The organism is Chromobacterium sp. Rain0013, assembly GCF_015291765.1.
Lineage (GTDB): Bacteria > Pseudomonadota > Gammaproteobacteria > Burkholderiales > Chromobacteriaceae > Chromobacterium > Chromobacterium haemolyticum.
In genome coordinates, this window is record NZ_CP031514.1 from 1,791,311 (window position 1) to 1,816,092 (window position 24,782).

The window sequence follows — 24,782 nt, forward strand, 5'->3', positions numbered from 1 at the left end:
GTACCAGTTTATGTCTGGTGGCCATAGCGAGGTGGTCCCACGCCTTCCCATCCCGAACAGGACCGTGAAACGCCTTAGCGCCGATGATAGTGTGGCATTCGCCATGTGAAAGTAGGACACCGCCAGACGCCCGATTGCGAAGCCCAGCTCAGACGAGCTGGGCTTTTGCATTGGTGTTCAGACCTTGCCAAGCCTCCCCATGGGAGGCTTTCGCGCGTCTGGGACGGTCCGCCTTGCGGCTCAGTGTTGGTTGGGAGGGAAGCGGATGGTGAAGCTGGCGCCTTGTCCCGGTGCGCTGTCTAGCCGAATCTCGCCTTTCAGTATGGTGTGCACGATGTTGTGCACCATGGCGAGTCCCAGTCCCACGCCGCTCTGTCCCATTTGCGTGGTGAAGAAGGGGTCGAAAACCTTGTGTTGCAGCTCTGGCGCAATACCTTTGCCGTCGTCTGAATAGCGCAACAGCAGCGTTTCTTGCTGCGCTTGCAACTGGATGTCTATGCGGCCGTGGTCGTGCCCGTCGAAGCCGTGGGCAAGACTGTTGGCGATGAGGTGGGACAGCAGCTGTTCCAAAGCGCCCGGATAATTCTCGATCTGTAGATCATGAGGCGCGTCCAGTGTTAGCTGGATATCGGGATAGTGCTCCGGCGGAAGCAGGGCGCGGGTCAATTGGGCAATGGTTTGAGCGGGCTTGAACGCGCGCTTGGGTTGGTTGAGTTGATCGGAGGCAATCAGCTTGAAGCGGCCGATCAGATCCCCGGCCAGCTCGCTGTTTCTTTGCAACAATTCGCTGGTTTCGACCGCCTTGCGCAGAAAGGCTTGCAGATTGCCGCGCGAGAGTTGCTTGGCTTCGTCTGCGTGGATGATGGACGTGAGGTCCGCGTGCAATACGGAAGCGCTAAGCAGAATATTTCCTATCGGCGTGTTCAATTCATGCGCCATGCCGGCGACCATGCGGGCGAGCGCCGTCTGTTTTTCCGCAATGCTGATCTGCTGCATGGCCTGTTTGAGCTCGGCGCTTCGCTTGGCGACGCGGTCTTCCAAGTGACTATTGAGCTGTTGCAGCTCGGATTCCGCGTGCTTGCGCTGGCTGATGTCGGAGTAGGTGCCTATCATGCGCGACGGCCGCCCCTGCTCGTCGCGGCTCACCACCATGCCGCGGCTCAACAGCCAGATCCAGCCGTTCTGTGTGCGGAAACGGTGCTCCGAGGTGAATGAGCCTTCTGCTTGGCGCCGATAGGCTGTGATGTCGGCCTTTACCGTCGGCAGGTCGTCGGGGTGGATGCCGGTGTGCCAGAGCTTGAACGCGCCGGTGTCTTTATCGTCCAGTCCCAGCAGTTGCCGACAGCGGGGGGAGAGAAAGACGGCGTCGCCGGCGATGTCCCAATCCCATACGCCGTCGCCGGCGCCTTCCAGTGCGAAGTGCCAGCGTTCCTCGCTTTCGCGCAAAGCCTGTAACGCTTTCCGCTCTCCGGCTCGCAGCGATTCGAATTCCCGCCTAACGCGTTCGGCCTCGTCCGCGCGCAGAATGGCATCCTCTTGTTCCCTGGCCATGTCGTGGTAAACCTGATGCAGGTCGCGCTCCACCATGGAGCGGAACTGGCTGAGCAATTGCTTGTGGGTTGGGCTGTAGGGATTTTCCACGCGGTCCAGCACGCAGATGGTGCCGAAGATATCCTGATTGGGCCAGATAAGCGGCATGCCCAGATAAGAGATCATGCCCAGCTTGATGTCGGGGTTGTGATCCCAGCCGGGGTCTTTCAAGGCGTTGGGCACCAACAGTTCCTTGCGGCTGCTCATCACGGTTTCGCAATACAGGCCGGTGTCGAGGTCGGCCAGTTCGTTTTCTTCGTACGGGTTGCCTTGGCTATGGCTGGAGAGGAAGACTTTGATGCTAGGCGCCTGCTTCTGCATGATCAGCGCGGCGGGGATGTCTACGATCTTGGCCAGCAGATCCAGCACCTGCTGCCACTTTTCCGACAGCTCGTGGCTGATGCTCAGGTTTTGGGTGTTGATCTTGATGGCCGACATCTCGGGCTCCATGTTTTGCTAAGCGCTTTCATCTTTTTAGCATATGGGCCGATGCGGGCGGAAATGGCGGGGACGTTTAGAGCCTATTCGGGACGCGGCGGTTTCGAAACGCTGATGCGCTTTTGCGCCTCCCGTTTTCTCCGCCGTCGCGCGGGGGGCTTAAGAACGTGTTTACGATCTCGCGAGCCAAGGTGAGGCAAGGCGAAAACAGCTGAGAAAGCGGAGTGTACACACGGTACATGAGCATTTCGAAGCGGTTTTCAACGCGGTATCGCCGACGCGCAGCAGATCGTAAACAGGTTCTAAGAGCGTTTACAGCATCAGGTTGAGCATGCGGTCGATGCGCACGCGGCTCAGGCGGGTCAATAGTTTTTTGATTTGTTCGGGATAGGTTCGAACGTCTTCCAGTTCGCGGTAATGCAGCAACTGCCGGCTGTGACGCAAGATGTTTTCCTGCTCTTGCTGGTTCTGGTGCTTGAGTTCGGCGTTGGGGTCGCTGATCAGCAACGCATTCTCCATGTCCAGGCGGAAGGCGCGCGGATTGAGATTGTTGCCGGTCAGCAGCATGTAGCGCTGGTCGCTGAACATGCCTTTGAGGTGATAGGTGTTGTCGCCGTCTTTCCACTGATGCACCCGCAGCTGGCCGATGCCGATGTAGTGGCGTTGGCGCTTGGCGAAGCGGCGCAAGTTCATTTCGTAGAGATAGGGCAGCGCGCCGATGACGCGGAAGGGCTCGCTGGGCGGAATGTAGAAGTCATTGGCGGTTTTGTCGCCGACGACGATGTCGATTTGCACGCCGCGGCGCAGCGCCTTGCTGATGGCGAGCACCACCGGCCGCGGAAAATTGAAATAGGGTGTGCAGATGAACAGCGAATTGCGGGTGTTTGCAACCAGTTCCAGAATCACCCGGTTGAGCATATTCCCTTTGCCGATGCCGACAATCGGGCTGATGGCCAGTCCGTCTTCCGCGCCTGTCGGGTTTTCAATCCGGTATTGGCTATGGCTGATCTTATCGCGGAAGGCGCGGATTTCCTTGCGTATGCTGCGGGTGGCCGGCGCCGGTTTGTCCAGCCGGAATACCGCGGGGTCGTTGAAGAACTGCTCGTGCATATAGCTGGACATCACATCCGCCAGCGCCTGATTGCGAATCAGGTGGTAGCGGTCGAAGCGGTACTTATCCAATTTGTGCAAGTAGACATTGTTGATGCTGGCGCCGCTGTACAGCACCTGGTCGTCAATGATCAGCCCTTTAAGATGCAGCACGCCAAACAGCTCGCGGGTTTGCACCGGGATGCCGTAAATGGGCACGTCAACGTTGTGCCGTAGCGCCTGAGCCCGATACCAGGCGGCGTTGCAGCTGTCCTGGCTTTCTCCGATGCGCCCGCGCTGGGCGCGGTGCCAGTCCACCATGACGCGGATATCCAGCTGCGGTTGCCGCTGTTTGGCGGCGAACAGCGCGTCCAGCACTTCCTGGCCGGCTTCGTCATGCTCCAGATAGAGCGCGGCGATATAGATGCGGTGCCGGGCCTGCGCGATCGCTTCCAGCAGGCAAAGGCGGAAGTCGGCGGTCTGGTGCAGGGTGGTGATGGCGTCGGCTTGCATGCGCAGCTTGGGAAGCTGAGCCAGCAACGATCTTTTTAGCAGAAATGCCATGTAAGCGTTGGGTTTGACGTTTAATCGTGGAATCGTAGCATCGTTTTCGCCTCTTGGGGGAGTCCGCGCCTGAGCAATCCTTGCGCCAGCGCAGTTCCGGACGAAGTCGAACCTTTGCGAGGCTGGCGATAGAGTCCATGGCAAGGCGGGGCGAAATGTGCAAAAATTCGTTCAACTAGATGAATTGCAGGTTTTCCAATGCTGGACCGGGACGGATACCGCCCCAATGTCGGAATCATCCTCATCAACGGTAAAAATGAGGTGTTCTGGGGCAAGCGAGTGCGGGAGCATTCCTGGCAGTTTCCGCAAGGCGGGATCAAGCCAGGCGAGAGTCCGGAAGCCGCGATGTATCGCGAGCTGCTGGAAGAGGTGGGTTTGCTGCCGCAACATGTGAAAATACTGGGACGCACCCGCGACTGGATGCGTTACGAGGTGCCGACCAACTGGGTGCGCCGGGAGTGGCGCGGCAGTTACAAGGGGCAGAAGCAGATTTGGTTTCTGCTGAAGCTGGTGGGGCGCGAGTGCGACGTTTGCCTGCGCGCCAGCAGCCACCCCGAGTTTGACGGCTGGCGCTGGAACGAATACTGGGCGCCGGTGGACGCGGTGATCGAGTTCAAGCGCGAGGTGTACGAGCGCGCGTTGGCCGAGCTGTCGCGCTTCCTGCGCGGAGTGGAAAGCCGGGAGGCCTATCTGGCTCGCCTTGGCCGCGCTCAGGAGCCGCATTGACGCGGCGCCGTCCGCGCGCCTCGAAGCGACACGGCGGGCATGGCCCGCTGTCTTTTTTTGCGCCGTGGCCGTTGGCCGCGGCGTTTGGCGTAATTTGCTGAGCAACAAGATTCAAACATGACGCAACAATACGATGAGTCGTCGGTACGGGTGCTGAAAGGCTTGGAGCCGGTCAAGGAACGGCCGGGGATGTACACCCGCACCACCGATCCCACCCATATTTGCCAGGAAGTGATAGACAACGCCGCTGATGAGGCCTTGGGGGGCTTCGCGCGCAAGATCGCGGTGACGGTGCATCAGGACGGCTCCTTGTCGGTGGAGGACGACGGCCGCGGCATTCCGGTGGGCCTGCATCCGCAAGAAGGCGTGTCGGTGGTGGAACTGGTGTTCACCCGGTTGCACGCGGGCGGCAAGTTCAACAAGAAAGACGGCGGCGCCTACGCTTTTTCCGGGGGCCTGCACGGGGTTGGCGTGTCGGTAACCAATGCGCTGTCTACCCGGCTGGAGGTGGAGGTCAAGCGCGAAGGCGGCGTGCACCGTCTGGTGTTTTCCGGCGGCGACGTCATTGAGCCGTTGACTCGGGTGGGGGATTGCGGCCCGCGCACCAGCGGCACTCGGGTCAGGGTCTGGCCCGACGGCAAGTATTTTGAAAGCCCGCGTTACTCCTTGCCGGAGCTGGAGCGCCTGCTGCGCGCCAAGGCGGTGCTGCTGCCCGGCGTGGCGGTCACCCTGGTAGTGGAGCGTCCCAGCGGCGACGAGGTCAAGGTCTGGCAATATCCGGAGGGCTTGAAGAGCTATCTGGCCGAGCTGTGCAACGGCGACGAGCCGGTGGCGCCCTTGTTTGCCGGAGAGGCGTATATCGGCGACGATCACGAGCAGTTCGCCAAGGGCGAGGGCGTACAGTGGGCGATGGCCTGGTTCGAGGACGGCGCCAGCGGCGAGAGCTACGTCAACTTGATTCCGACGCCGGTGGGCGGCACTCATGAGGCTGGTTTGCGTGCCGGCGTGTTTGACGCGGTAAAGAGTTTCATAGATCACCACAACCTATTGCCGCGCGGCGTCAAGCTGATGGCGGAGGATGTGTGGAGCCGAGTGCGCTTCGTATTGTCCGCCCGGGTGCTGGACCCGCAGTTTCAGGGGCAGACCAAGGACAAGCTGACCAGCCGCGACGCGCTGAAGCTGATTTCCGGCCTGGCGCGCGATCCGGTGGAGCTGTGGCTGAACCAGAACGTGGAGTCCGGCAAGAAGATTGCCGAACTGGCCATCCGCCAGGCGCAGTCGCGTCTGAAGTCGGTGAAGAAGGTTGAAAAGAAAAAAGGCTCCGGCGTGGCGGTGCTGCCCGGCAAGCTGACCGATTGCGAGAGCGAGGATATCGATCGCAACGAGCTGTTCCTGGTGGAGGGCGATTCCGCCGGCGGTTCCGCCAAGCTGGCGCGCGACAAAGAATACCAGGCCATCTTGCCCCTGCGCGGAAAGGTGCTCAATAGCTGGGAAACCGATAAGGACCAGCTGTTCTCCAATGCCGAGATTCACGATATTTCGGTGGCCATCGGGGTGGATCCGCACGGGCCCAGCGACCACCCGGACTTGTCCGGCCAGCGCTACGGCAAGATCGCCATCCTGTCCGACGCGGACGTGGACGGGTCTCATATCCAGGTGCTCTTGCTGACGTTGTTCTTCCGCCATTTCCCGCGTTTGATCGAGAACGGCAATATCTATGTGGCTCAGCCGCCGCTGTTCCGCGTGGACGTGCCCGGCCAGGGCAAGCATCGTCCGCCGCGCAAGCTGTACGCCTTGGACGAAGGAGAGATGACCGCCATCCTTGACCGGCTGCGCAGCGAAGGCGTGCGAGAGAACGCCTGGAGCATTTCCCGCTTCAAGGGCCTGGGCGAGATGAACCCGGAGCAGTTGAAGGACACCACGATGAATCCAGATACCCGCCGTTTATCCCAAGTGCGGGTGCGCACCGGCGAGCTGGAGCAGACGCTGTCCACTTTCGTCATGCTGATGGGCAAAGGGGAAGCGTCCAGCCGCCGCAGCTGGATGGAAGCCAACGGCAATGCGGTAGAGGCCGATATCTGAGCGACCGCGCCGGTTGTTCTCAAAGGACGGAAAGCCCCCGCAAGCCTTGCTTGCGGGGGCTTTTCCATTGCGGGCTATAGTGAGGCTAGGCGTGGTGTCTCAATCAAGGGGAATGGCATGGCCAAACGATGGCGGGGACTGTTGGCGGGGTGGCTGGCGCTGCCTGTGCTGGCGGCCGGCTACCACTCCTCCAGTCAGGATATTGGGCCCTGGGGCGACGGCGCTAGTCAGGACGGCCTGGCGCCGCGTTTCATCCGGTTTGTGGCGAAGCAGGCGGGACTGACGCTGACTCAGGATGTCCGGCCGTTGCCGCGCGCGATAGAGGAGCTGAGAAATGGGCGAAACGCGCTGGCGCTGGTGACCGCTTCGCCGGAGCGAGCAGGCTTCGCCGTGGAGTTGTGCAGGCCGGTGTCGATCCGCATTTCCGTGCTCTACCATCGTCGCGGCCAAGTATCGCCCATAGGTCCACAGTGGTTCCGCCTGCGCAGCCTGGGCATTCTGCGCGGCACCCACACCCTGGACGGCTTTGTCGCCGAAAGCGGGGCGACGCCGGTGGAGGTATCGGACATGCCGCAGGGGTTTCGCATGCTGCAAGCCGGCAGGCTGGACGCAATGATGTGCGTGCGTCCAGGCTGCGGCCACGCGCTGAGGCAGATGGGCGAGAGCCTGCCCAATCTGGCCGAATACGTGCACGGCGACGAGCCAATGGCGCTCTACGTATCCAAACGCAGCGAGCTGGCGCGCGACGCCGTCATGCTGGGCAAATTGAAGACGGCTTGTCTGTCCGCCGCGGGCAAACGCGAGATGGCCGGCTTGATGACGATTTACGATTGAGGCGGGGGCTTACCAGACGCGCAGCGTTTGACCGGTCTGCACGCCTTCCACGCTGCGGACATAGGCTAGGGCCGCGCGTGCCGCTGGCACCGCTTCGAAGCCGGGGAAAAAGTCCCGGTACTGCTCCCAGGATTCCTGCAACACGTTGGGGCTGACCACATTGATGCGGCGTCCGCCGTCCAGCTCCGCCGCCGCGCCGCGCACAAAGCCCTCCAATGCGGAGTTCACGGCGCTGGCGTTGCTGCCGAAGCGGATGGGCTGTTCGCTGACGATGCCGCTGGTCAGGGTGATGGAGCCGCCGGCGTTCAGATAGTGTTGGCCGATCAGCGCCAACTCCACCTGGCCCATCAGCTTGTCGTTGAGGCCGATGCGAAATTGTTCGGCGTTCATCTCCGCCAAGGGGCCGAAGTGCAGCTTGCCGGCGGCGCTGATGATGGCGTCCACCCCGCCGATGCGTTCGAATAACGCGCGGATGCTGTCGCCATTGGTCAGGTCCACCAGCACATCACCGCGGCGGCTGCCCGCTTTGATGACTTGATGGTGGGACAGCGCCTGGCTGACGGCCTGGCCCAGAGTGCCGTGGGCGCCGACGATGAGAATCTTTTTCATGGGAAATCTCCCGGACAAGTGTTAAGACCCGCTCATTCTGCTCCCGCGCGGAGCATTGATTAATCCGCTAAGATGAACAAGATTGAAAACCATAGGTTATGAATGGCATGGATCGCCTTTTGAGCATGGAGCTGTTCGTGGCGGTGGTGGAGCGAGGCAGTTTCACCGCGGCGGCCGAGGCGCATGGCTTGTCCCAACCCATGGTGGGCAAGCATATCGCCAGCCTGGAACAGCGGCTGGGCGGCCGCTTGCTGGCGCGCACCACCCGCCGCCAGCAATTGACTGAGCTGGGCCTGCATTACTTTCAACGCTGCCAGTCCATTCTGGCGGAAATTCGCGCGGCGGAAAGCGGCGCCGAGTTGATGAGCGGCGCGCCGCGCGGCGTGCTGCGCGTCAATGCCTCTGTGACCTTTGGTTCGCTGCGGCTGGCGGGCTTGTTGGCAGAGTTCATGCAAGCGTATCCGGATATCACGGTGGACCTGACTTTGTCGAACGAACTGGTCGACTTGGTGGCCGACGGTTACGACGCCGCCTTCCGCATCGGCCGGCTGCCCGATTCGGGCTTGGTGGCCCGGCCTCTGCAGCCCTACCGGATGATGGTGGCGGCGGCGCCGGCCTATTTGGCGCGCAAAGGCGTGCCGCGCGCGCCGGAAGATCTGGCCGAGCATGATTGCCTGGGTTTTTCCCTGTGGCGCAAGGACGATGGCTGGGAGTTGCTGGGGGCCGGCGAGTGGGGGCGGGCCAGCCGCTTCCAGTCCAATCATGGTCAGGCCTTGCGCATGGTGGCGCTGGCCGGCGGCGGCGTCGTGCTGCAAGCCGAGGCGCTGTTGGGCGACGATGTGGCTTCCGGCCGGCTGGTGGAGGTGTTGCCGGGTTGTTTGCCGCCGCCCAAGCCCATGCATTTGATTTATCTGCCGGATCGCCAGCCTTTGCCCAAGCTTCGTGTGTTCATAGACTTCATTCTGGAGCGCTTGGGCGCGCTGTGAGTTTTATTGACAGGGCCTGTCAGCGATTTTCGTTTGAGCTGCGGCGCGCATCGGCGTAGCGTGAACGCATGGATGATTTGGAGAGAGGAAAGGGCATGGAACCGGATTTGCGGGCGCCCAGCCGGCGCGATTTGTTCGCCGGCTTTTTCTCTATCGGGCTGACCGGTTTCGGCGGCGTATTGCCGCAGGCGCACCGGATGATGGTGTTGCGCCGCCGCTGGCTGAGCGAGGCCGACTTCGCTGTGGTGCTGGGCCTGGGCCAAGTGTTGCCGGGGCCCAATATCGTCAATGTCGCGGTGGCGGTGGGCAGCCGCTTCCACGGCGTGAGCGGAGCCTTGGCCTCCATCGCCGGTTTGTTGCTGGCGCCCATGGTCATCGTACTGTTGTTGGCGTCCTTCTACGGCCATTACCGGCAGCTGCCGCTGGTGCAGAATGTGTTGCATGGTTTGGCTTCCGCCGCCGCCGGCCTGATCGCGGCGATGGGGCTGCGCTTGCTGGCGCGCATTGAGCGCAAGCTGTGGTGCGTGCTGGTGGCGGCGTTGACCTTCTGTGCGCTGGGCGTCCTGCAATTGCCCCTGCTGTGGTCGCTGGCGCTGTTGGCCCCCATTGCCATCGGGCTGGCCTGGCGAGACAGGCCGAAGGAGGACTCATGATTCTGCTGGTGCTGTTATGGCGGTTCTCCCTGCTGTCGCTGGTGGCGGTGGGCGGCGCCAATGTGCTGATTCCCGAGTTGCAGCGGCTGGTCATGGAACAGGGCTGGATGAGCGGGCGGGAGTTCGCCGCGTTGTTCGCCATCGCGCAGGCCGCGCCCGGCCCCAATGTGCTGGTAGTCTGTCTGATCGGCTGGCAAGTGGCCGGGGTGCCGGGCGCACTGGTCAGCATGGTGGGCATCTGCGGCCCGTCGTCGGTACTGAGTTTTTACGTGGCGCGTTGGTGGCAGCGCTATCAACAGGCGCCGTTGACCCGGGCGATCCAGCGCGGGCTGGCGCCGCTGACCATAGGCCTGGTGGCTGCCAGCGCCTGTTTGTTAAGTCAGGCGGCCAATGCCAGCGTAGGCGCCTGGTTGTTGTGCGGCGCGGTGGCGCTAGCGGCGTGGCGCACTACGCTCAATCCCCTGTGGCTATTGTCGGCCGGCGCTTTGCTTGGCGGTTTGGGTCTGCTGTAGGATGGCGCTCAAAGTCTCGCTTTAGTTCGCGAGATTGTGAACAGGCTCTACGCGGCGGCCATAATGAACAGGGTGTTCTCGGGAGGGCGCGCATGATGCGAATCTTGATGCTGCTGCTGTGCGTTCTGGCGCTGCCGGCGCTGGGGCAAACTTTGTCGATCCGCTACGCGCTGGTGTCCGGAGAGCAAGACCCGCATCTGCCTTATATGCAGGCCTTGCTGCAACTGGCGTGCAGCGAGGTCAAAATCAGTTGCGAGCTGAGCAGTGCACTGGACATGAATCAGGGGAGGGCGCTGGAGCAGATGGCGCACGGCAATGCCAGCGTGGATCTTTTCTGGGGCATGAGCAGCCGCGAGCGCGAACAGAAGGCCCTGCCGGTGCGCATCCCTTTGTACAAGGGCTTGATTGGCTGGCGCGTGCCGCTGGTATCGCAAAAGCGCGGCCGGTTGTTTGAGAAGGTCTTCACATTAGCGGATTTGAAGGCGTTGACCGCAGGTCAAGGGCAGGATTGGCCGGATACGCAGATTCTGCGCGACGCGGGCTTGCCGGTGGTGGCGAGCCCCCTGTATCTGCCGCTGTTCGCCATGTTGCGCCAGGGGCGCTTCGACTATTTTCCGCGCAGCGTGATCGAGGTGGGGCAGGAGCTGGAGTCAGACGTCGCCAAGGGCCTGACACTGGATCCTTTCATTGTGTTGCACTATCCGGCGGTCTTTTATTTCTTTGTGTCGCCGCGCCGGCCGGAGCTGGCCCGGGCTCTGACTCAGGGCCTGGAAGCCGCCGTTAAGGATGGTAGCTTCGACAAGTTGTTCATGCGCTTCAACGGGCCTCGCCTGCGGGCCTTGAACCTGGCGCAGCGGCGCATTATAGAACTGCCCAATCCCTTGTTGCCCAAGGAGACGCCGCTGAAGCGGAAGGAGCTGTGGTTCTATCCGCGTTGAGTGTCCAGCGGCAGCAGATCGGTAAAGACAAAGCCGTCCCGCTCCACCGTTTCGCCCACTGCATGCGGCACCGGTCGCAGGAACATCGGGCCGTCCCAGGCGAAGGAGTGGAACTCGCCGTATTCGCCGCAAGGGTCGGCATCCGGCGGCAGCGCGTCCAGCAAAGCCTGGCCAAACTCGCTGCCGGCCAGGCCGCGCGGCAGCTTGCGCGGGTCCAGGCAGGTCAGCCTGGCTTTGAGCCCGCCGCGCAGCATGGTTTGCGCCAGTTCCGCGGTGGGCAGGCCCCACAACGGGAATAGCGGCGCAATGCCGCTGCCGGCCAGGTTCTGCTCTCGGTAGGCGCGCACATCTTCCAGAAATAGATCGCCAAAGGCCATATGGCTGACGCCGTCGGCGCGGCAGGCGCTGACAAAGTCCGCCATCCGGCTGGCGTAATCCTCGTTGCTGCAAGGGTAGGGGATGCTTACCTGGCGCAGCGGCAAGCCCAGCGCCGCCGCCTGCGCCTGCAGCAGCTCCACCCGCACCGCGTGCATGGCCACGCGCTGGAAAGCCTGGTTGACGGTGGTGAACAGTCCGACGACTTCAACGTCGGGATCCCGGCGCAGCACATGCAGCGCCCAAGCGCTGTCCTTGCCGCTGCTCCAGGACAAGAGAACGGTTTTCTTCATGGCGCACAGCTTAGCCGCGCGGAGGCCAGCCGCCAAGCGGGGGGACTGGGCCGGGGGACTCGGGTATAATGACGGTCTATTTTTTCGCCTCTCAGGACTGATTGCCGCATGACCCAGCTCAAGAACGATACCTTCCTGCGCGCGCTGCTTGGCCAGCCCGTCGAATACACCCCGATCTGGATGATGCGCCAGGCCGGCCGCTATTTGCCGGAGTACCGCGCCACTCGCAGCCGAGCCGGCAGTTTCATGGGTTTATGCACCAGTCCCGACTATGCCACCGAGGTGACGTTGCAGCCGCTGGAGCGTTTCCCGCTGGATGCCGCCATCCTGTTTTCCGACATCCTGACCGTGCCGGACGCCATGGGCCTGGGCCTGTACTTCGCGGAAGGCGAGGGGCCTAAGTTCGAGCGTCCGCTGCGCGACGAGGCCGCCATCCGCGCGCTGACGGTGCCGGCGCTGGACAAGCTGGGCTACGTCTTCGACGCGGTGTCCAGCATCCGCAAGGCGCTGGATGGCCGCGTGCCGCTGATCGGCTTCTCCGGCAGCCCGTTCACCTTGGCCTGCTACATGATAGAGGGCGGAGGCTCCGACGATTTCCGTCACGTTAAAGCCATGCTTTACAGCCGCCCTGAGTTGCTGCATCACATCCTGGATGTGAACGCCCGCACCGTGATCGATTACCTGAACGCACAGATCGACGCCGGCGCGCAGGCGGTGCAGATCTTCGACACCTGGGGCGGCGCGCTGACCCAGGCGGCCTATCGCGAGTTCTCGCTGGCCTATATGCGTCAAATTGTCGCCGGCCTGAAGCGCGAGGCCGACGGCCGCCGCGTGCCGGTGATCGTGTTCACCAAGGGCGGCGGCCAGTGGCTGGAGGAAATCGCGGCCATCGGCGCCGACTGCGTGGGGTTGGACTGGACCACGGACCTGGGCGCCGCGCGCGCGCGGGTGGGCGGCAAGGTGGCCTTGCAGGGCAACTTCGACCCCAACGCCTTGTTCGCGGAGCCGGCCGCCATTGAGCGCGAAGTGGCCCGCATCCTGGCCAGCTACGGAGCCGGCAGCGGCCATGTCTTCAACCTGGGTCACGGCATTTCGCAACACGTCAAGCCGGAGCACGCCGGAGCCTTGGTGGAGGCGGTGCATCGTTTGTCCCGTCCCTACCACTCCGCGGGCTGATCAACCGGTTTTAAGTTCAATGGCATGTTTCTGTCGGTCCGACGGAATCCCCTTTGACGAATGCACCAAGTTGGCGCTGGCCGGCGGGCATTAAAGCCGGCTTTATCAGTGTCTAAATCCGGTATCAAGTTGTTGTTAGCGGGGCCTGCGTAAAAGGATTTGTTTTTTCAACAGAAAACTTAACTTTTCCCTTGGGGCCTTTCGCGCGTCGTCAGGGTATCCTAACTTGTCCGGCCAAGGACTCTCCTCTGGCCGGATTGTATTTTTACACTGAGATGAATAAGGATATTGACAAGGCGAACCATAGTTGTTCTCTGAGTTATGCACATTTGCTAGTCAGAGTTCGTGGCCTTGTCAAGCCGATTGCTCATGTTTTTTTGATCAATTTAAGTCTTTGAAAATAAAGAGAAAAATAATTGATTAATTTTTGCGCAATCTAACGGAAACGCTGATCTGAGGCCGTTTCAACCTCGGACCGGCAGCTTGTTCACAAAGTTATCCACAGCATCTGTGCACAGAGGCCGCAAAGCCTTGTCACAACAGCATTTGTCTTCGAGGGCGCGCCGGATGGGGCAGCAAAGCATCGTACAAGTGGCCGTGGATGTGCCGCTGCCAGGTACGTTCAGTTACCTGACCCAGTTGTCTGTCATGGCCGGGCAAAGAGTGGCGGTTTCCTTTGGGCCCCGCCGGCTGTGTGGCGTGGTTGTCACGGACATACCTCAACAGGGTATCGATCCCGCCAAGCTCAAGCCGGTGGAGTCGGTTCTGTCCGGGCTGCCCCCGCTGCCGGAAGACTTTATGTCCCTGGTGCGCTTCGCCGCGGATTATTACCATCATCCCTTGGGACAGGCGTTGTTCACCGCTCTGCCCACCGGGCTGCGGGAGCCCCGCGACATCGTTTTGCCGGATGAGCGTCCATACGCGCTGACGCCGCAAGGCGAGGCGGAGGCGCCGCCGGCTCGCCAGCGCGCGCGGCTGACGCTGTGGCAGGCCTTGCAGGACGGGGCATTGACGCTGGCCGCGGCCAAGGCGGTGACGCCGCAGGCTGGCAAGGTGTTGGCGGATTGGCTGGCGGACAACAAGGTCCGGCGCGTGGAGCCGGAGCCCGTTCCTTTGCGAGTGGCGGACAGCCCTGAGCTGAACGAAGAGCAGCAAGCCGCGCTGGACGCTTTGCGCGGCCAAGCCGGATACCAACCCTGGCTGCTGCACGGCATTACCGGCAGCGGCAAGACCGAAGTTTATCTGCGGCTGATCGCCGATCATCTGGCCGCCGGCCGCCAAGTGTTGGTGCTGGTGCCGGAAATCAACCTGACCCCGCAGTTGATCACGCGCTTCACCCAACGCTTTCCGGACAGCCGCATCGCGGTGCAGCACAGCCATCTGGCCGACGGCGAGCGCCTGAGGGGCTGGCTGGACGGCTGGCAGGGGCGAGCCGACGTGATGATAGGCACCCGCTTGTCGGTATTCACCCCGCTGCCGCGCCTGGGGCTGATCGTGGTGGACGAAGAGCACGACGGCTCATTCAAGCAACAGGACGGTTTGCGCTACCATGCGCGCGATCTGGCGATCTGGCGCGCGCGCCAGGCCGGCGTGCCCATTCTGCTGGGGTCGGCCACCCCCAGCCTGGAGACCGTGGCCAATGTCGAGGCTGGCCGCTATCGTCGTCTGTCGCTGAGCAGGCGGGCGCACGGCGCGGCGCGGTTGCCGGATGTGAGACTGGTCGACGTGAGGCGGCAAAAACTGGCGGAAGGCTTGTCCGAGCCAGTGATTCAGGCGTTACGCCAGCGCCTGGCGCGCGGCGAGATGAGCTTGGTGTTCATCAACCGCCGTGGCTTCGCGCCGGTGGTGGCCTGCACCGATTGCGGCTGGACCAGCGGCTGCCCGCGCTGTTCCGCCAAGTTGGTGGTGCACTTGTTGGAGCGCAAGCTGCGTTGCCACCATTGCGGTTGGGAAGAGGCGGTGCCGCGCGCCTGCCCGGATTGCGGCAATCCCGACATCAAACCGCTGGGGGAGGGCACACAGCGGCTGGAGTCCGCGCTGACGCGTTTGTTTCCCGAGGCGCGCATCCTGCGCATAGACCGCGACACCACCAGCCGCAAGGAGGCGTGGGACGAGATCTATCGCAAGGTCCATGCCGGCGAGGTGGACATGCTGGTGGGCACCCAGATGCTGGCCAAGGGCCACGACTTTGGCACTTTGTCGCTGGTGGTGGCGCTGGGCGCGGACGGCGGCCTGTATTCCGCGGACTTCCGTGCTTCCGAACGGCTGTTCGCGCAACTGATGCAAGTGGCGGGCCGGGCTGGCCGCGCCGAGGCCGCCGGCGAGGTGCTGATCCAGACCCAGTGGCCGGATCATGAGCTATACCAGGCGCTGACGCGTCACGATTTCGACGGCTACGCCAAGGCCCTGTTGGACGAGCGACGCATCGCCGGCTTTCCGCCCTGCGCCTACCAGGCGCTGCTGCGCGCCGACAGCCCCAGCCTGGAATTGGCCACCGCCTTTCTGGCCGAGGTGCGGCGGCTGGCCGAGCCGCTGGCCGAGCAGGTGTTGATCGCCGGCCCGGCGCCGGCGCTGATGGCGCGATTGGCCAATCGCGAACGCGCACAGCTGGTGCTGGAGTCGCCGCAACGGCAGGCGCTGCACGGATTTTTGAATCAATTGCTGCCGCAGGTGGAAGCGGCGGCCAAACGCCATGGACGCGGCCTGCGCTGGTCGCTGGACGTGGATCCACAAGACATGTGATCGCCCAATGAAAGCAATGAAGAAGCAAATCCTGATGGCGGCTTGTCTGCTGTTGCCGGCGTTGCCGGCCCGCGCGTTGGATCTGCACGGCCTCAAGCCGGAGGAAGTGGCCGTCTGGGCCGCGCCGGTAGAAAATGGCAAAGAGCTGGCCGGCCATCGCGCGGACAGCGCGGTCAATCCGGCCTCCACCATGAAGCTGATCACTAGTTGGAGCGCGCTGAACCTGCTCAAGCCCGGCTACCGCTGGCACACCGGGCTGTGGTCCGCCGCGCCGGTGCGCGACGGCGCGCTGCAAGGCGATCTTTACTGGCTGGGCGCCGGCGATCCGCGTTTCAACAACGATAGCCTGCTTAATCTGCTATACGGTCTGCGGCTGCGTGGCGTGCAACGGATAGACGGCAAGCTGGTGTTGGACAAGAGCGCGTTCAAGGGCGTGTCCAGCGCTCACGACTTCGACGAAGACGCCGGCCGCGCCTTCACCGTGGAGCCGGACAGCCACCTGACCAACCTGAAAGTGGCTTGGCTCAACTTTTACGTCGACGCCGGCGGCGCGCGCGTGGCGCTGGACCCGCCGTTGGCAGGCGTCAGCGTCAACGCCAAGCTTCAGGCCGGCGGGCAGGGCGGCCCGAATGACTGTTCCGATGTGCGCCGCTACGTCAGCATCGCCAACGACATGCGTTCCGTCACGGTCAGCGGCACTTTGCCGCCCAGTTGCGACGGGGCCAAAACCTTCGTCAACGTGCTGGACCACGACGCTTTCGCCAGCCAGGACTTTGCTGCCCTATGGCAGGCGCTGGGCGGAGCCGGACCCAAGGGCGCGGGGTTGGGGCGGGTGCCGGCCGGCGCACGCGAACTGGCCGGCCACGACTCGCAGCCGCTGACCGTGGCGATCAGCGACATCAATAAATACAGCAACAACACCATGGCGCGCACCCTGTTCCTGACCTTGGGCAAGGAGGGCGGCGGCGGTGAGGATACCCGCGCCAACGCCGAGCACGCAGTGCGGCGCCTGCTGGCGGCCAACGGCATTTCCGATGAAACGCTGGTGTTGGAAAACGGTTCCGGCCTGTCGCGCCGCGAGCGGGTGAGCGCGCGGCTGATGGGGCGGGTGCTGCTCAACGCCGCGCGCGGGCCCTACGCCAGCGAATTCCTGGCCAGCCTGCCCATCGCCGGCGAGGACGGCACCTTGCGCAAGCGCTTCGCCGAGCAAGGCCCGCGGCTGCGGATGAAGACCGGCACCCTGAAGGACGTGAAGGCTCTGGCCGGCTACTGGCTGGGATCGGACGGACGCCGGCTGGTGCTGGCGGTGATCGTCAACAGCCCGCGCGCGCCGGAGATGGGCAAGGCGATGGACCAGATCGTCGCCGATCTGATCGACCGCTTCGAGGCCTCCAAGTAAGAACATGGCGGATTGACGGTTTCGGCGCGCGCGGCGGCGGTATAATATCGGGCTTTGCGCGCTCCTTGCCGGAGCGCCCGATTTCGCGAAAGCCATCGATGAAACCCGTAACCATGTATACCACCGCGGTGTGCCCCTACTGCATCCGCGCCAAGCAAATCCTCGCCGCCAAAGGCGTGGCCGACATCAAGGAAATCCGCATTGATCTGGACCCGGTCGAGCGCGACAAGATGATGGATCTGACCGGCCGCCGCACCGTGCCGCAGATCTTCATCGGCGACACCCATGTCGGCGGCTGCGACGACCTGGTGGCGCTGAACCAGGCCGGCAAGCTGGAGCTGCTGCTGGGCGATTGAGCCGTTTTGCCCGCGATCAAACCCCTCGTTTGCGGGCGGTTGGCCCTGAACCGCTTTCGTGCGATGATGCAGGCCTGTTTTAACCATTCCCAAACCGGCCGCTTGCGAGCGGCCTCCGTGTGAGACAAAGAGATGAGCGAACAACAAGAGCTGCAGCCGGCGTTTTCCATCGAGAAAATCTATGTGAAGGACATGTCCCTGGAAGTGCCTAACGCGCCGCAGGTATTCCTGGAGCAAGAACAGCCGGAAATTGACATGCAGCTGGCCAGCGAAGGCAAGCAGCTGGACGACGGTTTCTACGAAGTGACCCTGACCGTGACCGTAACCGCCAAGCTGCCGGAAAAAACCATGTTCTTGTGCGAAGTGGGTCAGTCCGGCATCTTCCAGATCCGCAACGTGCCGGCCGAAGACATCGATCCCATCCTGGGCGTGGCTTGCCCCAACATCCTGTTCCCGTACGCGCGCGAAGCCGTGTCCAGCGTGGTGAACCGCGCGGGCTTCCCGCCGGTGCTGTTGTCCCCGATCAACTTCGAAGCCCTGTACATGCAGCAACGCGCGCAACAGGCCGAAGCCGGCAACGCCTGAGGCGACGCAATCAATGAAACGCCTCGTATATCCGCTGGCGCTGAGCCTGGGCCTGTTGGCTCACAGCGCCGCCGCACTTGAGTTTCGCTCAGTGAAGGAAACCGGCGTGGCGCTGTACGAGGCGCCGGCGCTCACCTCGAAGAAACTGTTCGTGGTGAGCCGCTACTACCCGGTGGAAGTGCTGAGCAGTCAGAAAGAATGGTCGCGCGTGCGCGACGCCACCGGCGGCATCGCCTGGATTCCGGCCGCCGCGTTGTCCAAACAGCGCTGGCTGTTGATCACCGCCGACAAGGCGGAAGTACGCGCCGCGCCGGCCAACGATGCCCCGCTGGCCTACACCGTGCCCAAGGACGGCGTGGTGGAGCTGCAAGAGCCGCCCAAGGGCGGTTGGGTCAAAGTCCGCCACCGCGACGGCAGCATCGGCTATGCTCGTATTACCGACCTCTGGGGCTTGTAAAGGCTACGCATGAAACTGGCCATCCTGGGCGCTGGCGCGTGGGGCACCGCCCTGGCCATCGCCTTCGCCCGTCACCATCAAGTCACGCTCTGGGCGCGCGACGCCAATCAGGTGGCCGAATTGGCCGCCAAGCGCGTCAACCAGCGCTATCTTCCCGATTGCCCGTTTCCGGATGCGCTCAAGCTGTCCGCGGAACTGCCGCGCGCTATCCAGGACGCCGAACTCATTCTCATCGTCACGCCGATGGCCGGTTTGCGGCCCACGCTGCGGGCGTTGACCGCGCTGTCTTCGCACCTGCCGCCGCTGCTGTGGGCCTGCAAGGGCTTTGAGGCCGGCTCCAGCTTGCTGCCGCACCAAGTGGTGGCGGAAGAACTGCCGGCCAACCACCGCTGCGGCGTGTTGTCAGGCCCCAGCTTCGCCCGTGAAGTGGCGCAGGGCTTGCCGGCGGCGGCTGCAGTCGCCTCCGACGACGAAGCCTTCGCCCGGCAAGTGGCGCGAGATCTGCACAGCCCGCTGCTGCGGCTCTACGCCAACGCTGACCTGGTGGGCGTGGAAGTGGGCGGCGCGGTCAAGAACGTGATGGCCATCGCCACCGGCGTGGCGGACGGCCTGGAATACGGCATGAACGCCCGCGCCGCGCTGATCACTCGCGGCCTGGCCGAGATCACCCGCCTGGCCACCGCGTTGGGCGCCAGCCAGCAGACCATGATGGGCCTGGCCGGCATGGGCGATCTGATTCTCACCTGCACCGGAGCGCTGTCGCGCAACCGTCAGGTAGGGCTGAAGCTGGCCGAGGGCAAGCCTTTGCAGCAAGCGCTGCAAGAGTTGGGCCACGTGGCCGAAGGCGTAGCCACTGCTCGCGAAGTGCTGACCATGGCTGAACGGCTGGAAGTGGACATGCCGATCACCGCCGCGGTTTGCGGTTTGCTCTACCAGGGGCACGACCCGCAGCGGGTAGTGCAGGAGTTGCTGAGCCGCTCCCCCAAGTCGGAGGCTGGCGATCTGCTGCATTGAAGCCTCTGCCATCTGCCGGCGTTGCCGGCTGAATGAAAAAAAGGACCGTTGCTCGGAAGAGAGCGGTCCGTTTTTTATGGCTAGCTGCGACAAGGCTATTGACAGCTAAACCCGGGCCCAATAGAATGCCCCACTCTGAGTCGGAGAGGTGGCAGAGTGGTCGAATGTACCTGACTCGAAATCAGGCGTACGTGCGAGCGTACCGAGGGTTCGAATCCCTCCCTCTCCGCCAGAACCAGACATTGAAGCCCTGAGCAATCAGGGCTTTTTTGTTTTGTTCTTCCGCCCCTCCACCTGTTTGCGCTGACCATTGTAGTCTTCTTCTCCCGGCCCTGACACAGCGGTAATAGCTATCGAACGGCCTTTGGCTCAACAAGATAAAACCGTGACGAAACGATTGGCCCTTACTATTTCGCAAGGCGGTGACCCGTGCCGCCAAACCTAGCGAGGCCACGCGCTCCAACACCCACCGCAGCACCAAGGCGCCGACTCTTTTACCCTGATGCTCGGGCAGCACATAGAGATGATCTAAACGTATCTCCCCCTCTTGCTCCTGAAAAACGATAAAACCCAGCCGCTGCTCGGTATCGACAATAAAGGAGGGCGGGGTCTGGACTGGCTACCCAGCCATGCGCCACTCTCACAGATCCCTCTCGGCAACCACAAACCAGACCCTAATCCAGATCCATCCAAGCCACCAACGGCATCTTGCTTGACCCGCTACCCCAATCAGTAACGATCGCCGCGTCTTGCCTCATTCTGCGGCATTTGCGTGTGGCAGCTCATAACGCCATAGCCTCTGAATACGCAACTCTCCGAATTGTGTCCGTTCAGCAGCGTGGCGGTGGCCTCCTCTTTGAAACGACTGGAAGGTCGGCTGTACGCCTGCGAGCAAATCCTGCGCAGTGCCATCCCCGATCTACGCAAGGGCCACGGCAGACGCCGCATGACAAGTCGGCTTTACCCGAACAACAGGGCTGAGTCATTTCTCGCCGCCATAAAAAACGCCGCCCGGAGGGCGGCGCGTTCAACGGAGCAGGCGGTGCTCAATGTTTTTTCAACTCGCCTTCCCACTTGGCCACCACCGCGGTAGCGATGGAGTTGCCCACCACGTTGGTGGCGGAGCGGCCCATGTCCAGGAAGTGGTCGATGCCCAGCAACAGCAGCAGGCCGGCTTCCGGAATATTGAATTGAGCCAGGGTGGCGGCGATCACCACCAGCGAGGCGCGCGGCACGCCGGCCATGCCCTTGGAGGTGAGCATCAGAATCAGCAGCATGGAGATTTCCTGCGCCAGCGTCAGATCGATGCCGTAAGCCTGGGCAATGAAGATGACGGCGAAGGTGCAGTACATCATCGAGCCGTCCAGGTTGAAGGAGTAGCCCATCGGCAGCACGAAGCTGGCGATCTTGTTGGAGCAGCCGAAGCGCTCCAGTTGTTCCAGGGTCTTGGGGTAGGCGGCTTCGGAACTGGCGGTGGTGAAGGAGAGCAGCAGCGGCTCGCGCATCATGCCCATCAGCTTCAGCACGCGCGGGCCGATGAACATCGCGCCGGCCAGGATCAGCAGGCCCCACAGGATGCCGATGGACAGGTAGAACTCCGCCATGAACTTGCCGTAGGTGGCGAGGATGCTCAGGCCTTCCTTGGCCACGGTGGCGGCGATGGCGCCGAACACGGCCAACGGCGCGAACAGCATCACGTAGCTGGTCACTTTCAGCATCACGTGAGCCACCACGTCAATGGTGTCGATCAGCAGTTTGGCGCGGTCGCCCAAAGCCGCCATCGCGCAGCCGAAGAACACCGAGAACACCACGATCTGCAGAATCTCGTTGGTGGCCATCGCTTCAAACACGCTCTTGGGGATGGCGTGGGTGACGAAGTCCTTCACCGACAGCGCGCCGGCCTGGATGCCGCTGGTGGCGTGGGTATCCGGCAGAGGCAGGTTGAGCGCCACGCCCGGCTTGAGCAAGTTGACCATGATCAGGCCCAGGGTCAGGGACATCAGCGAAGCGCTGATGAACCAGAGCATGGTCTTGCCGCCGATGCGGCCCACGGTCTTGGCGTCGCCCATTTTGGCGATGCCCACGATCAGGGTGGACACCACCAAGGGCGCGATGATCATCTTGATCAGGCGCAGGAAGATGTCGGTCAGGATGGAGATATTGCTTGCGAAGGCTTTGATGTCGGCTTCGCTAGCGGCATTCTCGCGATAGAGATAGCCGGTAATGATGCCCAGCACCAGGCCGATCAGGATCAGCCCTGTGAGTTTTTTCGACTGCATTGAGAAGTTCCTACCTGTATTTGAGAGCGTTTTGATAACAACACGGCAAGTTCGCAATGAAACAATGCCGGCGCCGGTCCGGTGGAGGGAGCAGCCGCTTCGTGTGTGTCAAGGTTGCCGATGTAGTGGCCTGCCTACGTTATTGTTGTTTGATTTTATTGGCATTGCTGCCAGTTGTAGGACAGTTGTTGACCTATTTAGGGGTGGGATTATAGTGAATTAGCGAACGCTTGTCTTTGTTGTATTTCGAGTCTTGAATTTCGCGGCTGAGTATGTGTTGCGGAAACGAATGATGATGAACTTGCCATTGGGATGGGGCCGCCCCCGGCGCCTTGCGGCGGCGGCCTGATGCGTCAGTGGTGGATGTCCAGCGTGACGTCGCCGCGCTCTTCGGCCACGGTTTCCAGAATTTCCAGGATGGTGGTGTAAAGGTCCACGCCCAGCGCCTTGCGCGCTTCCTCCGTTTCGCGCCATACGATCTCGAACGGACCCGCCACGTCTTTGGCCAGGCTGTCGTAAAGCGCGTCCAGATTGCGGCCGAAATGCGCCGGCAAAAGCAGTTGCCGGCTTAGTTCGTCAAACAACTGGTCCAGATTTTTGATGTGGTGCAGTTCGCAAACTTTTACTGGCATGGTGGCACCTCGATGAAGCGGTTGTAGTGGTCCACGGTGACGAAACGCTGGCCGGAACCGGAGAACACGATGCGGTAAGCACCGCGCTTGCCCCCTTTATAGTTCAAGTCGGCTTCCTGCCATTGCCCTTTGGGCAGGCGTTTTTCGTAATTGCCGAAGCGGTCGCCGCCTATCGATTTGCCATTGAGGCCGGGCACGCTCCACAGGCTGCGGCCGGGTTGCCAGCCGGCGTTTTTCGCTTGGCGTTTATTGATGAATTGCGGAGGCAGCTGGCCGTTCTTGCCCAGTTGACTTAGCACCGCGCTCAGTTCGTTCTGGTTGAGCCGGTTGCCGGCTTGCTGATTGACTTGGGCCGCTACTAGCGAGCATTGGGGCAAGGCCCAGGCAGCGGGGGCGGCGATCAGACAGGCCAGCGCCAGCAGGCGCGATAGACGTGGAATCATTGGGCTTGCTCCATGGGCAGGGATTCAACTGGATAGTCGGCGCCGATCAGCAGCGGCAGGATGCGACGCATGCCGGCGTTGTCGGCGTCGGTGGTGATGAAGCGGTAGGCCGGAGCGGCGGCGGGCGCGGTGTCCGGCAGCAGCGAGGCCACGCGCCGGGCAATGGCTTCGGCCGGATCGTACAAAGCGATGCCGTCGCCGGTGAGTTCGCGGATCAGCGGCTCCAAAAACGGGTAATGGGTGCAGCCCAGCGCGATGTGGTCGATGTTTTCGCCAAGTAGCGGCCGCACTACGTCCGCCACCAGTTCGCGCGTGCGCGGGCTGTCCAGTTCGCCGGCCTCCACCTGTTCCACCCAGCCCGCGCCCACGCGGCGCAGCACTTCAACGTGGCCTGCGTGGGTGTCCAGCAGTTTGCGCACCCGCTCGCTTTGCAGCGTGGCCTGAGTGGCCAGTACTGCGATGCGGCCGGTGCGGCTCATGGCCGCCGCCGGCTTGATCGCCGGTTCTATGCCCACCAGCGGGATGGAGAGTTCGCGGCGCATGGCGGCGATGCCGGCGGTGGTGGCGGTGTTGCAGGCCACCACCAGCAGGGTGGCGCCTTGTTCTTGCAGGTAGCGGCCCATCCTGACACTGCGCTCGGCGATGTCGCTGTGGCTGCGTTGGCCGTAGGGGCAGTAGGCCTGGTCGGCCAGATAGGTGATGCCCCAGCCGGGCAGCGCGGCGCGCACGGCCTTCCATACCGAAAGGCCGCCGAGGCCGGAGTCGAACATCGCGATCATGATGCGTGTGTCAGTTGTTCTGGATGACGATCTTGGGGAATTTGCTGGAGAAGTCCTGGGCTTTCTCGCCCACCTTCACCGCCACTTTGCGGGCGATGGCCTTGTACAGCTCCGCTACTTTGCCGTCCGGATCGGCGGCCACCGTGGGGGTGCCGCCGTCCGCCGCCAGGCGGATGCCCATGTCCAGCGGCAAGGAGCCCAGCACGTCCACGCCAAAGTCCGCCGCCATCCGCGCCGCGCCGCCTTCGCCGAAGATGTGTTCGGCGTGACCGCAGTGGGAGCAGACGTGGATGGCCATGTTCTCCACCATGCCCAGGATGGGAATGCCCACTTTCTGGAACATGGTGACGCCCTTGCGCGCGTCCAGCAGCGCGATGTCTTGCGGGGTGGTGACAATGACGGCGCCGGTGACCGGCACCTTCTGCGACAGCGTCAGCTGGATGTCGCCGGTGCCCGGGGGCATATCGATGACCAGATAGTCCAGATTGTCCCAGCGGGTGTCGTTGAGCAACTGTTGCAGCGCCTGGCTGACCATGGGGCCGCGCCACACCATGGCCTGATCCGCGTCCACCAAGTAGCCGATGGACATGGTTTGCACGCCGTGGCTTTCCAGCGGCTTCAGGCTCTTGCCGTCCGGGGTTTCCGGACGCTGGCCCTGCAAGCCCATCATCAGCGGCTGGGACGGGCCGTAGATGTCGGCGTCCAGGATGCCGACGCGCGCGCCTTCCGCGGACAGCGCCAGCGCCAGGTTGGCCGCGGTGGTGGATTTACCCACGCCGCCCTTGCCGGAGGCGACGGCGATCACGTTCTTGACGCCGGAGAGCAGCGGCACGCCGCGCTGGGCGGAGTGGCTGGTGATCTGGCTGCCCACGCGCACGCTTAGTTTGCGTTGCTCGGCCAGCGGCGCCAGCGCGGCTTCAAAGCGCTGGCGCACGGATTCGTGCTGGCTGTTGGCCGGGTAGGCCAGCACCACGTCCAGCGACAGCTCGGCGTCGCTGATCTTGATGTTTTTCACCGCCTTGGCGGCGACGAAGGGTTTGCCGGTATTGTCGTCGATCAGGCTGGACACGGCTTCCAGCACTTGAGCATCGCTGAGTGACATGCTGTTTTCGGTTCCCGGTGAGGACTGGAAAAGGCGGGTGAGCTTGGAAAGCATGGGGAGGACATCCGTTGAATCTGTGGCTGTCCGGCAGTGTACCCCAACTTGCCCGCGCTGGCATCGGCGCGGGCA

At 62.8% G+C, this 24,782-nt stretch carries 23 protein-coding genes, 1 tRNA gene, 1 rRNA gene and 1 pseudogene; 16 read left to right on the forward strand and 10 right to left on the reverse strand.

Translation table 11 applies throughout. The features are described from left to right. Positions 1-13: 13 nt before the first annotated feature. Positions 14-128, forward strand: a 5S ribosomal RNA gene (rrf, locus tag DXT74_RS08395). A gap of 112 nt (positions 129-240) precedes the next feature. On the opposite strand, the gene DXT74_RS08400 is transcribed toward rrf, so the two are convergent. Continuing rightward, positions 241-2,028 (reverse strand): ATP-binding protein, encoded by a 1,788-nt coding sequence (locus tag DXT74_RS08400; RefSeq protein ID WP_194427724.1) that lies wholly within the window; start codon positions 2,026-2,028, stop codon positions 241-243. A gap of 312 nt (positions 2,029-2,340) precedes the next feature. Further along, positions 2,341-3,681, reverse strand: coding sequence for a CDP-diacylglycerol--serine O-phosphatidyltransferase (gene pssA, locus DXT74_RS08405; protein WP_194427725.1), 1,341 nt, complete (start codon positions 3,679-3,681; stop codon positions 2,341-2,343). Between the two features lie 198 nt (positions 3,682-3,879). On the opposite strand from pssA, the gene DXT74_RS08410 reads away from it, so the two are divergent. From DXT74_RS08410 to DXT74_RS08420, 3 genes are all read left to right on the forward strand, one after another. Then, positions 3,880-4,407, forward strand: coding sequence for an RNA pyrophosphohydrolase (locus DXT74_RS08410; RefSeq protein WP_019103838.1), 528 nt, complete (start codon positions 3,880-3,882; stop codon positions 4,405-4,407). 117 nt (positions 4,408-4,524) lie between these two features. Beyond that, positions 4,525-6,489 carry a DNA topoisomerase IV subunit B gene (parE, locus tag DXT74_RS08415; protein WP_194427726.1) on the forward strand — a complete coding sequence of 655 codons (1,965 nt, stop codon included), beginning with the start codon at positions 4,525-4,527 and terminating at the stop codon, positions 6,487-6,489. 117 nt (positions 6,490-6,606) lie between these two features. Continuing rightward, the gene (locus DXT74_RS08420; protein ID WP_081557019.1) at positions 6,607-7,323 is read left to right on the forward strand and encodes an ABC transporter substrate-binding protein; all 717 of its coding nucleotides are present in this window, start codon (positions 6,607-6,609) and stop codon (positions 7,321-7,323) included. Positions 7,324-7,332: 9 nt separating this feature from the next. On the opposite strand, the gene DXT74_RS08425 is transcribed toward DXT74_RS08420, so the two are convergent. Continuing rightward, a complete protein-coding gene (locus tag DXT74_RS08425) occupies positions 7,333-7,932 on the reverse strand; it encodes a short chain dehydrogenase (RefSeq protein WP_019103835.1) in 600 nt (199 codons plus the stop codon). Positions 7,933-8,039: 107 nt separating this feature from the next. Here DXT74_RS08425 and DXT74_RS08430 point away from each other — a divergent pair, with 107 nt between their 5' ends. The 4 genes from DXT74_RS08430 (at position 8,040) to DXT74_RS08445 (ending at position 11,021) form a co-directional block, all read left to right on the forward strand. Next, a complete protein-coding gene (locus DXT74_RS08430; protein ID WP_194427727.1) occupies positions 8,040-8,918 on the forward strand; it encodes a LysR family transcriptional regulator in 879 nt (292 codons plus the stop codon). Between the two features lie 95 nt (positions 8,919-9,013). Beyond that, positions 9,014-9,571 (forward strand): chromate transporter, encoded by a 558-nt coding sequence (locus DXT74_RS08435; RefSeq protein WP_043637525.1) that lies wholly within the window; start codon positions 9,014-9,016, stop codon positions 9,569-9,571. Then, positions 9,568-10,083 carry a chromate transporter gene (locus DXT74_RS08440; protein WP_194427728.1) on the forward strand — a complete coding sequence of 172 codons (516 nt, stop codon included), beginning with the start codon at positions 9,568-9,570 and terminating at the stop codon, positions 10,081-10,083. The genes DXT74_RS08435 and DXT74_RS08440 overlap by 4 nt, the downstream gene beginning before the upstream one ends. 92 nt (positions 10,084-10,175) lie before the next feature. Then, positions 10,176-11,021 (forward strand): ABC transporter substrate-binding protein, encoded by an 846-nt coding sequence (locus DXT74_RS08445; protein ID WP_043637534.1) that lies wholly within the window; start codon positions 10,176-10,178, stop codon positions 11,019-11,021. On the opposite strand, the gene DXT74_RS08450 is transcribed toward DXT74_RS08445, so the two are convergent. After that, positions 11,009-11,689 carry an ATP-binding protein gene (locus tag DXT74_RS08450; RefSeq protein WP_114152092.1) on the reverse strand — a complete coding sequence of 227 codons (681 nt, stop codon included), beginning with the start codon at positions 11,687-11,689 and terminating at the stop codon, positions 11,009-11,011. The genes DXT74_RS08445 and DXT74_RS08450 overlap by 13 nt on opposite strands. Positions 11,690-11,797: 108 nt before the next feature. Here DXT74_RS08450 and hemE point away from each other — a divergent pair, with 108 nt between their 5' ends. The 8 genes from hemE to DXT74_RS08490 all read left to right on the forward strand — a co-directional run bounded on the left by hemE (position 11,798) and on the right by DXT74_RS08490 (position 19,650). Further along, positions 11,798-12,865, forward strand: coding sequence for a uroporphyrinogen decarboxylase (gene hemE, locus DXT74_RS08455; RefSeq protein WP_043637540.1), 1,068 nt, complete (start codon positions 11,798-11,800; stop codon positions 12,863-12,865). Positions 12,866-13,432: 567 nt separating this feature from the next. Next, positions 13,433-15,607: a primosomal protein N' gene (locus DXT74_RS08460; protein ID WP_194427729.1), complete on the forward strand. Its 2,175-nt coding sequence runs from the start codon at positions 13,433-13,435 to the stop codon at positions 15,605-15,607. A gap of 16 nt (positions 15,608-15,623) precedes the next feature. Continuing rightward, positions 15,624-17,006 carry a D-alanyl-D-alanine carboxypeptidase/D-alanyl-D-alanine-endopeptidase gene (gene dacB / locus DXT74_RS08465; RefSeq protein ID WP_231138300.1) on the forward strand — a complete coding sequence of 461 codons (1,383 nt, stop codon included), beginning with the start codon at positions 15,624-15,626 and terminating at the stop codon, positions 17,004-17,006. A 98-nt stretch (positions 17,007-17,104) separates the two neighbouring features. Beyond that, positions 17,105-17,362, forward strand: a complete 258-nt coding sequence (gene grxC / locus DXT74_RS08470) for a glutaredoxin 3 (RefSeq protein ID WP_043637552.1) — start codon at positions 17,105-17,107, stop codon at positions 17,360-17,362. Positions 17,363-17,494: 132 nt separating this feature from the next. After that, on the forward strand, positions 17,495-17,947 hold the full coding sequence (secB, locus tag DXT74_RS08475) for a protein-export chaperone SecB (RefSeq protein ID WP_019101498.1): 453 nt from the start codon (positions 17,495-17,497) through the stop codon (positions 17,945-17,947). Positions 17,948-17,960: 13 nt separating this feature from the next. Next, positions 17,961-18,404, forward strand: a complete 444-nt coding sequence (locus DXT74_RS08480; protein WP_019101499.1) for an SH3 domain-containing protein — start codon at positions 17,961-17,963, stop codon at positions 18,402-18,404. A 9-nt stretch (positions 18,405-18,413) separates the two neighbouring features. After that, on the forward strand, positions 18,414-19,418 hold the full coding sequence (locus DXT74_RS08485) for an NAD(P)H-dependent glycerol-3-phosphate dehydrogenase (RefSeq protein ID WP_043637555.1): 1,005 nt from the start codon (positions 18,414-18,416) through the stop codon (positions 19,416-19,418). Positions 19,419-19,560: 142 nt separating this feature from the next. Continuing rightward, positions 19,561-19,650: transfer RNA gene (locus DXT74_RS08490), tRNA-Ser, on the forward strand. Positions 19,651-19,848: 198 nt separating this feature from the next. Here the strand turns inward: DXT74_RS08490 and DXT74_RS23195 are convergent. The 6 genes and pseudogenes from DXT74_RS23195 to apbC form a co-directional block, all read right to left on the reverse strand. Continuing rightward, positions 19,849-20,013 (reverse strand): annotated as a pseudogene (locus tag DXT74_RS23195) (GNAT family N-acetyltransferase); the annotation flags it as partial. A 451-nt stretch (positions 20,014-20,464) separates the two neighbouring features. Further along, complete coding sequence (locus tag DXT74_RS08500) at positions 20,465-21,697, reverse strand: dicarboxylate/amino acid:cation symporter (RefSeq protein WP_019103577.1); 1,233 nt, start codon at positions 21,695-21,697, stop codon at positions 20,465-20,467. Positions 21,698-22,050: 353 nt separating this feature from the next. Continuing rightward, on the reverse strand, positions 22,051-22,329 hold the full coding sequence (locus DXT74_RS08505; protein ID WP_043637558.1) for a barstar family protein: 279 nt from the start codon (positions 22,327-22,329) through the stop codon (positions 22,051-22,053). Then, the gene (locus DXT74_RS08510) at positions 22,320-22,772 is read right to left on the reverse strand and encodes a ribonuclease domain-containing protein (RefSeq protein WP_114152087.1); all 453 of its coding nucleotides are present in this window, start codon (positions 22,770-22,772) and stop codon (positions 22,320-22,322) included. Before DXT74_RS08510 ends, DXT74_RS08505 begins: the two co-directional genes overlap by 10 nt. Next, the gene (murI, locus tag DXT74_RS08515) at positions 22,769-23,551 is read right to left on the reverse strand and encodes a glutamate racemase (protein WP_194427731.1); all 783 of its coding nucleotides are present in this window, start codon (positions 23,549-23,551) and stop codon (positions 22,769-22,771) included. The genes DXT74_RS08510 and murI overlap by 4 nt, the downstream gene beginning before the upstream one ends. Positions 23,552-23,561: 10 nt before the next feature. Next, positions 23,562-24,653, reverse strand: coding sequence for an iron-sulfur cluster carrier protein ApbC (gene apbC, locus DXT74_RS08520; protein WP_081555387.1), 1,092 nt, complete (start codon positions 24,651-24,653; stop codon positions 23,562-23,564). Between the last annotated feature and the right edge of the window lie 129 nt (positions 24,654-24,782).

Bases quoted from the DNA above. Each gene is read 5' to 3' on its own strand.
- DXT74_RS08435 (WP_043637525.1), top strand. From the start codon at position 9,014: ATGGAACCGGATTTGCGGGCGCCCAGCCGGCGCGATTTGTTCGCCGGC.
- DXT74_RS08420 (WP_081557019.1), top strand. From the start codon at position 6,607: ATGGCCAAACGATGGCGGGGACTGTTGGCGGGGTGGCTGGCGCTGCCT.
- hemE (WP_043637540.1), top strand. From the start codon at position 11,798: ATGACCCAGCTCAAGAACGATACCTTCCTGCGCGCGCTGCTTGGCCAG.
- DXT74_RS08400 (WP_194427724.1), bottom strand. From the start codon at position 2,028: ATGTCGGCCATCAAGATCAACACCCAAAACCTGAGCATCAGCCACGAG.
- DXT74_RS08480 (WP_019101499.1), top strand. From the start codon at position 17,961: ATGAAACGCCTCGTATATCCGCTGGCGCTGAGCCTGGGCCTGTTGGCT.
- secB (WP_019101498.1), top strand. From the start codon at position 17,495: ATGAGCGAACAACAAGAGCTGCAGCCGGCGTTTTCCATCGAGAAAATC.
- DXT74_RS08445 (WP_043637534.1), top strand. From the start codon at position 10,176: ATGATGCGAATCTTGATGCTGCTGCTGTGCGTTCTGGCGCTGCCGGCG.
- apbC (WP_081555387.1), bottom strand. From the start codon at position 24,653: ATGTCACTCAGCGATGCTCAAGTGCTGGAAGCCGTGTCCAGCCTGATC.
- DXT74_RS08510 (WP_114152087.1), bottom strand. From the start codon at position 22,772: ATGATTCCACGTCTATCGCGCCTGCTGGCGCTGGCCTGTCTGATCGCC.
- DXT74_RS08440 (WP_194427728.1), top strand. From the start codon at position 9,568: ATGATTCTGCTGGTGCTGTTATGGCGGTTCTCCCTGCTGTCGCTGGTG.
- grxC (WP_043637552.1), top strand. From the start codon at position 17,105: ATGAAACCCGTAACCATGTATACCACCGCGGTGTGCCCCTACTGCATC.
- DXT74_RS08485 (WP_043637555.1), top strand. From the start codon at position 18,414: ATGAAACTGGCCATCCTGGGCGCTGGCGCGTGGGGCACCGCCCTGGCC.
- DXT74_RS08450 (WP_114152092.1), bottom strand. From the start codon at position 11,689: ATGAAGAAAACCGTTCTCTTGTCCTGGAGCAGCGGCAAGGACAGCGCT.
- parE (WP_194427726.1), top strand. From the start codon at position 4,525: ATGACGCAACAATACGATGAGTCGTCGGTACGGGTGCTGAAAGGCTTG.
- DXT74_RS08410 (WP_019103838.1), top strand. From the start codon at position 3,880: ATGCTGGACCGGGACGGATACCGCCCCAATGTCGGAATCATCCTCATC.
- pssA (WP_194427725.1), bottom strand. From the start codon at position 3,681: ATGGCATTTCTGCTAAAAAGATCGTTGCTGGCTCAGCTTCCCAAGCTG.
- dacB (WP_231138300.1), top strand. From the start codon at position 15,624: ATGAAGAAGCAAATCCTGATGGCGGCTTGTCTGCTGTTGCCGGCGTTG.
- DXT74_RS08505 (WP_043637558.1), bottom strand. From the start codon at position 22,329: ATGCCAGTAAAAGTTTGCGAACTGCACCACATCAAAAATCTGGACCAG.
- DXT74_RS08460 (WP_194427729.1), top strand. From the start codon at position 13,433: ATGGGGCAGCAAAGCATCGTACAAGTGGCCGTGGATGTGCCGCTGCCA.
- DXT74_RS08425 (WP_019103835.1), bottom strand. From the start codon at position 7,932: ATGAAAAAGATTCTCATCGTCGGCGCCCACGGCACTCTGGGCCAGGCC.
- DXT74_RS08500 (WP_019103577.1), bottom strand. From the start codon at position 21,697: ATGCAGTCGAAAAAACTCACAGGGCTGATCCTGATCGGCCTGGTGCTG.
- DXT74_RS08430 (WP_194427727.1), top strand. From the start codon at position 8,040: ATGGATCGCCTTTTGAGCATGGAGCTGTTCGTGGCGGTGGTGGAGCGA.
- murI (WP_194427731.1), bottom strand. From the start codon at position 23,551: ATGATCGCGATGTTCGACTCCGGCCTCGGCGGCCTTTCGGTATGGAAG.